Below are 14267 nucleotides of genomic sequence, written 5' to 3' on the forward strand. Positions count from 1 at the left end.
TCACTTGGCCAGCATGGCCAGATGGGCATCCTCTGCCAGGTCAGAATCGTTCCGGCCGGAAATACCGCAGAGGATCCCAGCGAGGAAGAGATGGGCACAAAGTGAAGGAAGGGACGTTGTCATAAGCGGCATTTCCAGTCCTCTGAAGGGCAGGAAGCCGAAGAACGACAAGACAGATGACAGCGTGTATAAGCCCAGAAGCAGACAGATTCCCATGGCAAGGATCGCATGAAAACGCATCCGGGCACAGGAAGCCACCGTGGTTCCGCGCAGGATAAGGGGAAGATACAGAAGCACCGTCAGGCCGGTGAAAACCAGGCCGTAATGGCCGAGCAGGCGGGAGAAAAGGGAACCGGATTCCGGAACAGACAATCCCTCCGGAAGCAGGTCCGCTCCCAAGGCCCCGACGGTCTTCAGCGTATCCGCAGATAACGCTTCCTGGGAAACAAGGGCAGGCGTATGGGCTGTGTACATGCCGTAGAACAGGAGCACAAAGGCAGCCAGTGAAGGCAGGACAACCAGCAGACGACCATCGGCTGCAAAGAGGAGCAGCAGGATCGTGAGTCCCCAGATCAGGGCATCCGCTGTTTCACCCCGGAGCAGCAGCTGGATAGCGGCGGCAATACCGAGGCCAGCCGCGGAGATCGGTCCTTCCCGGGAAAGGAGAACGGCGAAGGCAATCAGCAGCAGAGCCAGCGCGGGCTGCGTGACCGGCAGGGTGAAGGTGGGCGCAATCAGCTTTCCGGCCAGCAGAAGCAGGCCGAGGAAGGCCGCGGATATAGCAGTGAGCAGGGAACCGGACAGGGAACGGATCAGGATGGCACCGACGATCAGGACAATGATCCCGATGCCGCAGCTGACAGCCTGAACCAGGGCCGTGTCCGGTACAGTCATGGCCAGGGAGGCGATCCCTACGGAACAGAAGAAGAGAGATAAGGCCAGGATCAGCCTGTCGAGGGAGAAAGCCCGGGCAAGGATGGTACAGCACAGCAGCATGGCGCAGGGGACGCCTGCGGCAAGCATGTAGAGCCTGTAATCTCCCGCCTGCAGCGCCGGAACCAGGAAGAAAAACAGGGCGAGGAACAGCATAACGCCGCTGAAACGGAAGCGGGCAGAGGATTTTTGCTTTGTCATTCGCTCCAGTCCTCCTTCCAGCGATCAGCGCGTTTACGGCGCGGGGCAGCAGGCGCCTGCGGCGGTACTTCCTGTACAGGCTGCTGTTCCGGGACTTGCTGAGGAACCGGCTGAACCGGAACAGGCTGTTCGACGGGCATCTGAAGGGGAACCGGTTCCTGCCAGGAAGGCGGGCTGAAAGCAGGCTGCACATTCATGGGCTCCTGCGGATACTGCATCGGAACCGACACAGGCTGCGGCATCGGATCAGAGAAGGAACCGACGGCAGGCTGCGGGGGAATAAAGGTTCGGTTAGTATGAGAAAGGGCGGCAAAAAGCTGCAGCCTGAGTACGGCACTGCCGATCTGCAGCACGGATCCATGTACCAGCGGCATATCCATGCCCCTGCGGGTGACGGGGACACCGTCGATCAGGACTTCACAGCCAACCCGGGGACGGATCAGCAGACCTGTTCCATCCTGCCAGGAAAAATCCAGGTGATGTGAACTCACGCCGGGGCAGGGAATGACGAGATCGCAGGAGCGCAGCGAACCGAGCACGCCTTCCCGGGGGACAGGGAACCAGGTATCCACGGGCAGTTCATCGCTTCCGGAAAGGACAACCAGTTCACCCACAGTTCCGGCGCCCGGAAGGTTTTTGAATCGGTCACGGCGCTCTTTCCGGTCGGTATGATGCCAGGAGAAGGCCAGGAACAGGAGCATGAGCGCAAGAACAATAAAAAGCCAGCGTGAAGCCTGGGAAAGAACCGAGTAGATTTCCGGACTTACGCTGAACATAGATGATCCTTTCTTAAATCAGAATTCAGAATTAAGAATTCAGAATTATAAAGAGTTTTACTGAGCTATAGCGTTTAACAGGGTTTTGACGTTCTGCATCATGATGGATTCATAGTAATCCAGGGGCGGGTTTTCAGGACCGCTGGTCATGGGATCCAGTTCGCAGACGTGAATGCCGGTTTCATTGACCAGGGTATTGACGGAAGGATCTTCTTCAGCTGATTTCAGGATCAGCGGCATCGGGACGCCGATGTTGAAGATGAGTTCCGTCACCCGGACCAGCTGGGCGGTTGGCAGGATGTCTTCCGGTTCCTTGTTGACAACAGCCGCGGCGGTCAGCCCGCAGGCTTCAGCAAAATAGGGGAAAGCCTCATGGAAGATGATGACTTTCCGGTCTATGTCTTTGGTTTCCTCCCGGATGGTTTCATCCAGGGCCTGAAGGCGTTCCTGATACGCATGCAGGTTTTCCAGAATTTCCGCCTCCCTGTCCGGCATCAGGCTGATCAGCCCTTCCGCCAGGTTTGCAGCCATACCGGCAGCCCGCTGGGGATCCAGCCAGAGATGGGAATTGACTTCCTCGCCCTCTTCGGCTTCGCCGATTTCGAGGGTGTCTGATTCGTGGAGAAAGGGAAGGCCGGCAGTCGCGTCAATGACCGGCAGGCTGGGATAGGCTCCCGTAACGACCGGCAGGAAGGATTCCATACCGGCACCGTTGACCAGGAGGGCGTTCGCCTGTGAAAGCGTGACCATATCGGAGTTCTGCAGGGTGTAATCGTGCAGGCAGCCCGTTGTCGGCTCTGCCAGGTTCACAACTTTGACGGATTCAATCCCTTCGGTCAGGTTCAGGGTCAGAATCCAGACAGGGTAAAAGCTGGTAACAATGGTTTCCGCGGCAGCAAGAGCCGGAAGGAAAAGCGTAAGTACAAGCAGAAGGGCAAGTAATTTCTTCATGGATAACCTCATTTCAATTCAAAATTCAGAATTAAGAATTCAGAATTATATGTTCTTTCATCAGGATTAACAGAGGAGACAATAGATCATTATGAATTATGAATTGTGAATTATGAATTTTCTAACGCGCCGGTGCAGGCGGAATGTCTTCCGGATCCATCCAGGGCTCCCATTCAGCACGGGGCCGGCTGTCCCGGATGATCCTGGCAATGATCTTCCGCTCCGAGGCGGGCATGAAATCAGCATATCGGGTATAGAGTACGCGCATGGCAGAGAAGGAACCGGTGTCCATGCAGTACTGATGCAGGGAGTCGTAGGTGACGGAGTAGACCTTCAGATGATCAAAAAGAACGCCCATCACATCATCGGAGGCGTCCCTGAACTCTGCTGAACGGATCCGGCGTACGGTGCCGTTATCCATCTGTGCCCCCATGGAGGGGCCGAGCTGCTCATAGACCGTATTGAAGAGTACATCCTCAAGGCTGGCGGCCAGATCAGAGAAGGTATCCCGGTAAGGCGCAAAGTTCCGCAGAAGCGCGGCAGCCTTCTCCCAGATCCCGGGACGGTCCACCAGGGCAGACCCGAAGCGGAAACGCAGGGCTTCCCTTACATGCCAGGCTTCGATCATGCCCATCCCTCCGTAATAGTTTCCTTATATAATGTATACTGTATGATATCATAAAATGAAGTAATTGTTAACTTTTCACGGCGATTTTGTCGGCGAATACAAAAAACAGGAAAAAAACGAAGCAAAAAACAGGCCTGTACCATAAATCTAGTGGAGTCGGCCGGAACAAATACAAAACCTTGACAGAAAAAATGAAAGAATTCTAACATTTTAATCGTTTTATCCACAGGGCAAGAACCTTGAAATAACTCAATGTTTTTGCTATGATAGTCGAGCCGGTTTGCAAAAGGCCAGTTTTCCACAGCCCGGTTATCCACAGCTCACGATTCCTCGTGCGCTTTTTTCGCCGCCTTTTGCAGCATATGATGCAAATCATCGCTTTTGCGTTTTAATAACCAGATGAATGGAGAATGTATTGATGAACATGGAGTCGCTCTGGGAGCAGACGTGTGCCCTGCTGTCGCGGGAAATGAACTACGTGTCCTACAGCACGTGGGTAGACGGCAATATGGTGCCCGGAATGCTGGAGGACGATACTCTGTTTGTCGTGGTGAAAATGGAACGCATGATCTCCATGATCCAGAACAAGTATGCGGATCTGATTGAGCGGAAGCTGACGGAAGTAGCCGGCAAGGCTGTCCATATTGTGCTGCTGACAAAGGATGAGATGAAAGCCCGTACCGAAACGGATGAAGATACGGATAAAACGGATGATACAGATCCACATCTCAATCCCAAATATACCTTTGAGAGCTTCGTGGTCGGCAACGGCAACCGCTTTGCCCATGCCGCGGCGCTGGCGGTGGCAGAGAGCCCCGCGGAAGCCTATAACCCGCTGTTCATTTACGGCGGCGTGGGCCTGGGCAAGACCCACCTGATGCAGGCGATCGGACATTTCATCCATCAGTCTGATCCGAAGAAGAAAATCCTGTACATGACCAGCGAAAGCTTTACCAACGAGCTGATCAGCGCGATCCAGCTGAAGAAGACCTATGAATTCCGGGAGAAGATCCGGAAAGTTGACGTGCTGATGGTGGACGATATCCAGTTCATCGCCGGCCGGGAGAGTACCCAGCAGGAGTTCTTCAATACCTTCAATGAACTGCATAACGACAACAAGCAGATTATCCTGACCAGCGATAAACCGCCGAAGGATATCCAGCGCCTGGAGGAACGGCTGTGCAGCCGCTTCGAGTGGGGCCTGGTGGCCGACATTCAGCGTCCGGACGTGGATACCCGTGTGGCTATCCTGCGGGAAAAAACCGTACAGGACAATATCGAAGTGCCGGATGACGTGCTGCAGCTGATTGCCGGCAAGATTGACAGCAACATCCGTGAACTGGAGGGCTGCCTGACCCGGCTGGTGGCGTATTCCACCCTGGTGAAGGAACCGATCACCCTGGACCTGTGCGAACGGGCTCTGAAGGAGATCTTCGATTCCAAACGGCATAAGCAGATCACCTCCGAGCTGATCATGCAGACCGTCAGCGATTATTACGGACTGTCCATGGATGACATGACCGGCCCCACCCGGAAACGGGAAATCACGGTGCCCCGGCAGATCGCTATGTACCTGACCCGGGAGATGACAGGCATGAGCCTGCCCCAGATCGGAACCGTATTTGGCGGCCGGGATCATACGACGGTGCTTCACAGCTGCAAGACGGTGGAGGCAAACATGACCGCGAACACCGATATCAAAGCGGTGGTGGAGGATATCAAAACACTGGTGAAGAACGCGCAATAAAATTCAGAATTAAGAATTCAGAATGAAAGTGAGCAGGGAAATCCTGCTCACTTTTGTATATAAGGCGCAAATACCGATAAAAACCAATAAAGAATTGACATTTTATGCTACATAATCCATAATTCATAATTACGGTAATTGGTGATAAGAGGATCACAGATCGCCGTTTTGATGAGAAAAATCATGATTGCACGGGAGTGGAGCACATGGAGCAGAAGATCAAGGCACTGCAGGAACAGATGGAACAGAAGATCGGCCAGATCGACACAAAGGAAAAGCTGGCAGCCTTCTGGCAGGAGTTTCTGGGCAAAAAGGGTGCCATCGCCGATCTGATGAAGGGTCTGGGTGCCGTGGCAAAGGAAGACCGGCCGGCTATGGGCAAAGTCATCAATGAGTTTAAGATACTGGTGGAAGAAAAGTACCAGGCCCTGAGCGCAAAGATGGACGAGCTTGAGCTGGCTGCCCGCAACCGCCGGGAGCAGGTGGATATCACCCTGCCCGGAAAGGGACTGCCGCTGGGCGGACTGCATCCCCTGACGCTGGTGAAGAATGAAATGATCAACGTTTTTGCCAGCATGGGCTTCGATGTTTTTGAAGGACCGGAAATCGAGGATGACGACCACAACTTCACCCGCCTGAATGTGCCGAAGGATCATCCTTCCCGTGATATGCAGGATACTTTCTACCTGGATAATGAACTGCTGCTGCGTACGCAGACCAGCGGCGGCCAGATCCGGGTGATGGACATGCAGAAGCCGCCGATCAAGGTGCTGGTTCCCGGACGGGTTTTCCGTTCCGACAGCGACGCGACCCATTCCCCCATGTTCCATCAGATGGAAGGCCTGGTGGTGGACAAGGGTATCACCCTGTGCGACCTGCAGGGAATGCTGGACAAGTTCGTGCAGCAGATTTTTGACGCGAATGTGCGTACCCGGCTCCGTCCCAGCTATTTCCCCTTCACAGAACCGAGCGTTGAAGTGGACGTCAGCTGCTTTGAATGCGGCGGCAAGGGCTGCAGCCTGTGCAAGCACACCGGCTGGATCGAAGTACTCGGCGGTGGCGTGGTCCATCCCAAGGTGCTGGAGAACTGCGGCATCGATCCGAACGTCTACTCCGGTATCGCGTTCGGCATCGGTATTGAGCGGATCACCATGCTGAAGTACGGCATCAACAATATCGGACTGCTGTTTGAGAACGATATGAGATTCCTGAAGCAATTCAAAGAATGACATCAAATTCAGAATTCAGAATTCAGAATTATTACTTAGACTATCATACCAGGACAGAAACAGTTTATGGAATGATAATGCAGAGCAGGGGAGATAAAAGATGAAAGTACCTTACAGCTGGCTGAAGGAATATGTGGATATTGATATTACGGCGGAAGAACTGGCTGAAAAGCTGTTCGGCTGCGGTTTTGAAGTGGAAGAGCTGATCGACCTGGGGAAGGAGGTCAGCCGCGTGGTTGTGGGCGAGGTGCTCTCCTGCGAACCGGTGGAAGGCACACACCTGCAGATCTGCCAGGTGAACTGCGGTTCCTACGGCAACCCGATCCAGATCGTGACCGGCGCGCCGAATGTCTACGCGGGCATGCATACGCCTGCCGCGCTGGACAATTCCACGCTGCCCGGCGGAATCACCATCAAAGCCAAGCCCCTGAAGGGGATTCCTTCTGACGGTATGCTCTGCTCCGGTGAGGAACTGGGCCTGAACGACGACCTGTATCCCGGCGCGGAGGTCTACGGTCTCATGGATCTGCCGAAGGACACGGTTCCGGGAACAGATATCCGCGAAGTTGTCGGCATGAACGACTATATTTTCGATATTTTTGTTACACCGAACCGTCCGGACTGCCAGAGCATCCTGGGCATTGCACGGGAGGTTGCCGCAATGACGGGCAAGGAACTGAAGATGCCCGCCACCGACTACACGGTCAGCGACTACGTTTTCCCCGGACTGGATATTACCGTGGAAGCGCCGGATCTGTGTCCCCGTTACCTGGGACACGGCGTGCGCAATATCACCGTGGCAGAAAGCCCCCGGTGGATGAAACGGAACCTGGCCCTGTGCGGACTGCGCAGCATTTCCAATGTGGTTGATATCACGAACTATGTGCTGCTGGAGATCGGACAGCCGATGCACGCCTTCGACATGGATCAGCTTCAGGACCGCCGGATTATTGTCCGCCGTGCCAAGGATGGTGAGAAGATCCAGACGCTGGATGAGAAGGAATTCACCCTGACCCCTGACAACCTGGTGATCTGCGACGGAAACCGTCCCGTGGCCCTGGCGGGTATCATGGGCGGCCTGAACAGCGAGATTACGGAGAAGACAACCCAGCTGCTTTTCGAGGCGGCCAAGTTTGCCCGGGACAACGTGCGGAAGACCTCCCGCGCGCTGGGACAGAGCAGCGATTCTTCCGCCCGGTTTGAGAAGGGCATCAGCGAATACATTACAGAGCTGGGCATGGCCCGCGCGCTGCACCTGATCCAGGAGCTGGGCTGCGGTGAGATCACCTCCAGCGCCTTTGACTGCAGTGCCGGCGCACCGCGGGAAGGAAAGCGGTTTACCGCCAGCCTGAAGCGGATCAACGCGATCCTCGGCATCGAAGTGCCGACGGAGGACGTGCTGCGGATCCTGAAGAACCTGAACTTTGAAGTGAAGCAGGACGGCGATACGCTGGATGTGACGGCTCCGCGTTACCGTGAAGACATTGAAGTCGGTGAACCGGACTTGGCGGAGGAAGTAATCCGCGAATACGGTTACGACCACGTGGTTCCCACCTTCCTGAAGGCGGCGACCGTGACCAGCGGCGGAAAGACCCCGGCGCAGCAGCGCAGGGACCGTGTCTGCCGGATTATGTGCGGACAGGGATACCATGAAGCATACACCATGTCCTTCTATTCCGACAGCGACCTGGATTTCCTGCGGATTCCGGAAGGCGCGCCGGAACGGAACGTGCTGCGCATCAAAAACCCGATTTCCGCCAACCTTTCCATCATGAGGCCCCTGCTGGCTCCCAGCCTGGTGAACGTTGTGGTGGAGAACCTGAAGAAGGGCAACAACGACGGCCGGATCTTCGAGATCAGCAACATTTATATTCCGAGGGACGGAGAACTGCCGGAGGAAAGACCGCATCTTGGTTTCGCGGCCTTCGGCGACGCAGAGGATTTCTTCACCGTGAAGGGTACTGTGGAAGCATTGGGCGAAGCCCTCGGACTGTCCTTTGACGTGGAGCGGGCTGCCGACGTTCCGTGGCTGCATCCCGGAATTGCCGCCTACATCCTTTGTGAGGGAGAACGGATCGGCTGCTTCGGCAAACTGGCCAATGAAGTGACGGGTGAACTGAAGCTGCACAAAGACGCCAAGTCTAATCATAAGATCTTCCTGGGTGAAATTGACTACAACACCATGATGAATCACATGGCTGCCAGCTTCCGGTACCGTCCGCTGTCCGTATTCCCGTCTGTGGTGCGCGACCTGGCGCTGACGGTGGCGGAGGAAACGGCCTGCGGTGATCTCATGAAGGAAATTGCACGGGCATGTCCGAGCGTCAGCGACGTGGAGTTGTTCGACATTTACCGGGGTGAACAGATCGGCGAGGGACGTAAGAGTATGGCTTTCAAGATCACCTTTGAGGCGGCTGACAAGGCCCTGACCCCTGAAGAACTGGATAAATACATTAAAAAAATTCTTGGAAACCTGAAGTTTAAACTCGGAGCTGAAATCCGATAAACCAGATTTTTCAACACTGAAAACATTTCCGGAAAGCGACGCCTGCCAGGCGTCACTTTTTTGTACGTACAATTGACATGCAAATATATAGCAATTATAATTAATATGGTTTTTTTAGATTGCATTTGTAACCAATTTCACAGTATCAGGGAATCTGATTTTCCGGCGTGCAAACGTCGCAAGTGGGAGATGAACTCATGTCAAGGAAATGGCGGAACATTCTCATCGGCGTCCTTGTCGCTGCTCTTGTAATTGCCGGGATCTGGCTGCTCAGCCGGTCCGAGAACAGTTTCAGGAGCAAGTATGAGGGCGCTGATCTGTCCACAGATGTCAGCGGCATTGGACGGAGCAACACCTATACCTCTTATCTGGAGAAGTATGCGAATCTGCCCGCTGTCAGTGAAGCTGTTGAGGTGGACCTGGCCTCCTTCGAAGGGGAAGGCGGCAAAGTCTGTGCGGACGGTGTGCTGACGGCTGATGAGTCAGAGCTTACCTGGAAGGTGAATGTACCCAAGGCCGGCCTATACAATATCCGCCTGGATTACCTGACAGTGGAAAGCCGCGGTGTGGATATTGAGCGTGAAATTGCGATTAACGGGGAAGTTCCTTTCACCGGCGCAAGCACGCTTTGTTTCTCTCGCCTGTGGACCGACGCAAACGAGGTGCGCAAGGACAACCAGGGGAATGATATCCGTCCTACGCAGGTGGAACGCTTTGAAAAGCAAAGCGCATACTGCAAGGATGACATGGGATATCAGACAGAGCCCTATGCCTTCTATTTCAATGAAGGGGAGAATGAACTGACGATCCGTGCTGTCAATGAGCCGGTGATTCTTTGCGCTGTTTCGCTGACGCCGATTATGAAGTCTTCCACTTATGCGGAATACGCAGCAGCCCAGCCTGAGGTTTCCGCCAGCGAAGAGGCGCTGAACTACAGCCAGACAATCCAGGGAGAATCCGCCGTGCTTCGCAGCACGCCGAGCCTTTACGGACGTTATGACCGCAGCTCCGCCCTGACAGAACCCTATTCCGTATCAAATTCAATCCTGAATTATATCGGCGGCGAACCCTGGACCCATCCCGGCGAGTGGATCCAGTGGGAGTTTGAAGTACCGGAAGACGGATACTACAACATTTCCATCAAAGCACGTCAGATGTACCAGCGCGGCGCGCTGTCCGCACGAACCGTTTATATCGACGGTGAGATTCCGTTTGAAGATCTTGAAGCAGTAACATTCAGCTACAGCACCGGATGGGACATGCACACCCTGAGCGACAAGGAAGGCACCCCCTTCCGCTTCTGGCTGAAGAAAGGAAGCCATTCCATCCGCATGGAAGTGACCATGGGAGAAATGGGGCCTGTCCTGAAATCCGTGGAAGACAGCATCTTCCGCCTGAACCAGATTTACCGCAAAATCCTGGTTCTGACAGGCGCCAATCCGGATAAATACCGTGATTACAACCTGAAGCGGATTTATCCCGAAGCCATTGAGGCGATGGATCTGGAAAGCAAGCGCCTGTATAAAATCGTGGATGATACGGTGGCTATCACCGGTGAGAAGAGCGACCGGATTGCTTCCGCACAGACGCTGGCTGTACAGCTTGAAACCTTTGTGAAAAAGAATGAACGGATCACAGAATCCTTCCAGAACTTCCGGGACAACATTACTTCGCTCGGAACCGCAATGCAGAACATGGCTGAGAGCAAGCTGGACGTGGACCTGATCATGGTAACAGGCGAGAACGTCAAGGTTCCGGAGGTTCGCAGCAATGTTTTCCAGGATATTATTCATGAAGTCCGGAGCTGCCTGAGTTCCTATACCGTGGACTATAACAGCCTGGGCGACAAGTATGAGGATACGGACGACGTGGTGGAGATCTGGATCACCACGGGCCGCGACCAGAGTACGGTGCTGAAGAATCTGGTTGACAATACCTTTACCGCAAAGACCGGCATTAAAGTGAACGTCAAGCTGGTGCTGCAGGACGCCATCCTGCCCGCTGTTGTCGCAGGAAACGGCCCGGACGTGGTGCTGAGCCTCAGCGGCTGGTTTGCCGTGAACTATGCCATGCGTAACGCGGTTGAAGACCTGACCCAGTTTGAAGACTTTGAAGAGGTTACCAAACCGTTTACAAAGAGCATCCTGGAACCGCTGACTTATAATGACAGCAAGAAGATCGGTATTTACGGACTGCCTGAAACCCAGGATTTCGCTGTGCTGTTCTACCGCAAGGACGTTATGGAAGAGCTGGGTCTGGCTGTTCCGCAGACCTGGGATGAGCTGATTGCGGAGCTGCCGACGATTCAGGGCAACAGCCTGACGATCGGTATCAATTTCCCGGACATCCGGGTTGTGGACAACTCCGTGCTGAATTCCATGATTTATCAGAATGGCGGAGAAATCTACGACAAGGAAGCCAAGCACACGCTGGTGGACAGCGAGGCAGGCGTAGCCGGATTCAAGCAGTATACGAGCCTGTACAACGACTACGGTCTGCCGGTGGTGTTCGACTTCCCGAGCCGGTTCCGCAGCGGCGAGATGCCGATGGGCATCCAGAACTACAATATGTACAACACCCTCATGGTTTCCGCTCCGGAAATCCGCGGCCTGTGGGACTTCACCCTGTTCCCGGGAACGATGAAAGAGGATGGAACCATTGACCATACTGCCCAGACAAGCGGACTGTGCTGTATGATGATTGCGACAAACAATGAAACAAAAAAGAAAAATGCCTGGGAGTTTATGAAGTGGTGGGTGAGCGCGGACGCGCAGGTTCGCTTCGGCCGGGAGATGGAAAGCATCCTGGGTGCTTCCGCCCGGTACCAGACAGCTAATCAGGACGCGCTGACGCAGCTGGCCTGGTCTGACAAGCAGCTGAAAGTGCTGAAAGAACAGATGTCGCAGACCCGGGGCTTCCCGGAGATCGCCGGCGGATATTCAACGCAGCGCCATCTCATCAACGCAGTACGTAAGGTGATCAATACCAAGGAAGATCAGCGGGAGACCCTGCTGACTTACGCACGGACCATTAATGAAGAGATTAAGATCAAACGGCGGGAATTCAACCTGCCGGTTGATTGAGAAAGGAAGGAGGGAAGCGAATATGCAGTCACAGTCATTTGCTCATAGATACCTGGCTATGAGGCGGGACAAAATCGCACACGGGTGGACGCTTGCAAAACGGAACAAGGGCTGCTACCTGTTCCTGGCTCCATACGCGATTCTGTTTATTACCTTCTTCATTCTGCCGATCTGCACATCGATCATTTACAGTTTTACTTACTACAACATCCTGGAACCTGCCCGTTTTATCGGACTGCAGAACTATACGAACCTGTTCCTGCAGGATGAAATATTCCTGACATCTGTCAAGAACACTTTCGTTTGCGCCGTCATTATTGGGCCGGTTGGATATATCCTTTCCTTCCTGTTTGCCTGGTTTATCAATGAACTGCCGAAATGGCTGCGGGCGGTGGCGGTTATCGTATTCTACATCCCCTCTATCGGCGGTGCTGCCTTCGAAGTGTTCAACACGATTTTCCGTGGCGACGCCTACGGATGGTTCAACGCCCTCCTGATGGAGTACGGTATGATCAACGCGCCGGTTCTGTGGCTGACCGATCCGCGGTACATGCTGACCATTGTTATCATCGTATCCCTGTGGATGAGCATGGGTACCGGCTTCCTGAGCTTTGTGGCCGGCTTCCAGGGCATTGACCGCAGCATGTATGAAGCCGGATATGTGGACGGTGTCCGGAACCGCTGGCAGGAGCTGTATCATATCACGCTGCCCAGCATGAAGCCCATGCTGCTGTTCGGCGCTGTTATGAGCATTACATCCTCCTTCAACGTCGGCGCCGTACCGCGGGCCCTGTGCGGATTCCCCTCCACAGACTATGCGGCCCGTACGGTTGTTACCCACCTGTTTGACTACGGATATACCCGCTTCGAAATGGGCTATGCCAGCGCCATTGCGGTGATCCTGTTCGTGGCGATGATTCTGTGCAAGAAAGCAATTACCGGATTGCTGGGAAGGGTGGGTACCTGATATGAGTGAGATTAACACCGTAAGATCCAATGGTACCCTGCAGCTCATCAACGGTAAGAAGTACCGCGGCGAACTGGTTGCCGGTGAAACCGGCGCGGCTTTCTATGCCAAAGGACAGAAGGAGCCTGTAGCTGAATGGCACTATGCCCGGATGAACCGGATGGACAATATCCGCCGGGGCGGTACTACCAGCCAGATCACTGTTATCCTGAAGGACGACACCCGTTACGTGTTCGAACTTGCCCAGGGCCTGAAGCTTTACAGCCATATGGATAAAAACTGGGCAGATAAGCCTGTGAAGGTCAAAACGCGGGGCGATATCCTGCATGAGCAGGCGGAACGGCTGGGCCAGAAGATTGAGGTGCCGAAGAAGCACCTGATTGTCCGGCGGCATCCCAACCGGTCTATTACGGGCGACGTGATCATTTACCTGCTGCTTGCCCTGGTTGCGGTTGCCATGCTGTTCCCGCTGGTATTCCTGCTGGGATCCAGTCTGAAACCCCTGGATGAACTTTTCCGGTTCCCGCCGCCCGTGTGGCCCACCCGTCCGACGATGGACAACTTCTCCGACCTGTTCGTGACGATGGGACAGAGCTGGGTGCCCTTCAGCAGATATCTGGTGAATACCATCTTCATTACCGTGGTTGGTACTTTCGGACATCTGGTGATTGCCGGCATGGCGGCTTTCGTGCTGGCCAAATATGATTTCCCGGGCGGACGGCTGTTCTTCCTGCTGGCCACCACTTTCCTGATGTTCGCTTCCGGTGTGGTTACGGACATCCCCAATTACCTGATTATGAGACGGCTGGGCCTGGTAGATACCTATTGGGCTCTGATCCTGCCTGCGTTTGCCGCGCCGATCGGTCTGTTCCTGATGAAACAGTTCATGGAAGGACTGCCTACAGCTCTGATTGAAGCGGCGACCATTGACGGTGCCGGACGGTTCCGGGTTTTCTGGAGCATTGTGATGCCCAACGTGAAACCGGCCTGGCTGACGATGATCATCTTCAGCGTACAGTCCCTGTGGAACAACCCGGCAGGAACCATCATCTATTCCGAGGCGAAAAAACCGCTGGTATACGCACTGCAGCAAATCCAGGGCGGCGCGGTGGTCAACATCGCCCGTACAGGCCAGGTGGCCGCGGCCAATGTGATTATCGTCGCGGTTCCGGTGCTCATCTTCATTTTCAGCCAGAGCCGGATCCTGGAGACCATGGCCTCCTCCGGCATCAAGGACTAAGAGGGG

At 54.5% G+C, this 14267-nt stretch carries 10 protein-coding genes; 6 read left to right on the plus strand and 4 right to left on the minus strand.

All coding sequences use genetic code 11. From position 1 onward, the window contains the following. The 4 genes from JRC49_14160 to JRC49_14175 all read right to left on the minus strand — a co-directional run bounded on the left by JRC49_14160 (position 1) and on the right by JRC49_14175 (position 3489). On the minus strand, positions 1-1134 hold the full coding sequence (locus JRC49_14160) for an FtsW/RodA/SpoVE family cell cycle protein (protein QTE70911.1): 1134 nt from the start codon (positions 1132-1134) through the stop codon (positions 1-3). Further along, a complete protein-coding gene (locus JRC49_14165; protein ID QTE70912.1) occupies positions 1131-1910 on the minus strand; it encodes a hypothetical protein in 780 nt (259 codons plus the stop codon). Before JRC49_14165 ends, JRC49_14160 begins: the two co-directional genes overlap by 4 nt. A 57-nt stretch (positions 1911-1967) precedes the next feature. Then, the gene (locus JRC49_14170; GenBank protein ID QTE70913.1) at positions 1968-2861 is read right to left on the minus strand and encodes a zinc ABC transporter substrate-binding protein; all 894 of its coding nucleotides are present in this window, start codon (positions 2859-2861) and stop codon (positions 1968-1970) included. A 121-nt stretch (positions 2862-2982) separates the two neighbouring features. Next, a complete protein-coding gene (locus JRC49_14175) occupies positions 2983-3489 on the minus strand; it encodes a hypothetical protein (protein ID QTE70914.1) in 507 nt (168 codons plus the stop codon). Positions 3490-3907: 418 nt separating this feature from the next. Between JRC49_14175 and dnaA the strand changes: the two genes are divergently transcribed. The 6 genes from dnaA to JRC49_14205 all read left to right on the plus strand — a co-directional run bounded on the left by dnaA (position 3908) and on the right by JRC49_14205 (position 14261). After that, positions 3908-5236, plus strand: a complete 1329-nt coding sequence (gene dnaA, locus JRC49_14180) for a chromosomal replication initiator protein DnaA (GenBank protein QTE70915.1) — start codon at positions 3908-3910, stop codon at positions 5234-5236. A gap of 206 nt (positions 5237-5442) precedes the next feature. Next, positions 5443-6465 (plus strand): phenylalanine--tRNA ligase subunit alpha, encoded by a 1023-nt coding sequence (gene pheS, locus JRC49_14185; protein ID QTE70916.1) that lies wholly within the window; start codon positions 5443-5445, stop codon positions 6463-6465. A 100-nt stretch (positions 6466-6565) separates the two neighbouring features. Next, positions 6566-8971 (plus strand): phenylalanine--tRNA ligase subunit beta, encoded by a 2406-nt coding sequence (locus JRC49_14190; protein QTE70917.1) that lies wholly within the window; start codon positions 6566-6568, stop codon positions 8969-8971. Positions 8972-9168: 197 nt separating this feature from the next. Beyond that, positions 9169-12054 carry an extracellular solute-binding protein gene (locus JRC49_14195; protein QTE70918.1) on the plus strand — a complete coding sequence of 962 codons (2886 nt, stop codon included), beginning with the start codon at positions 9169-9171 and terminating at the stop codon, positions 12052-12054. Positions 12055-12112: 58 nt separating this feature from the next. Beyond that, positions 12113-13021 carry a sugar ABC transporter permease gene (locus JRC49_14200; GenBank protein ID QTE72892.1) on the plus strand — a complete coding sequence of 303 codons (909 nt, stop codon included), beginning with the start codon at positions 12113-12115 and terminating at the stop codon, positions 13019-13021. A gap of 268 nt (positions 13022-13289) precedes the next feature. Continuing rightward, on the plus strand, positions 13290-14261 hold the full coding sequence (locus JRC49_14205; protein ID QTE72893.1) for a carbohydrate ABC transporter permease: 972 nt from the start codon (positions 13290-13292) through the stop codon (positions 14259-14261). The last annotated feature ends 6 nt before the right edge of the window (positions 14262-14267 follow it).

It is taken from the genome of Clostridiales bacterium FE2011, assembly GCA_017569305.1.
Lineage (GTDB): Bacteria > Bacillota > Clostridia > Christensenellales > Aristaeellaceae > Aristaeella.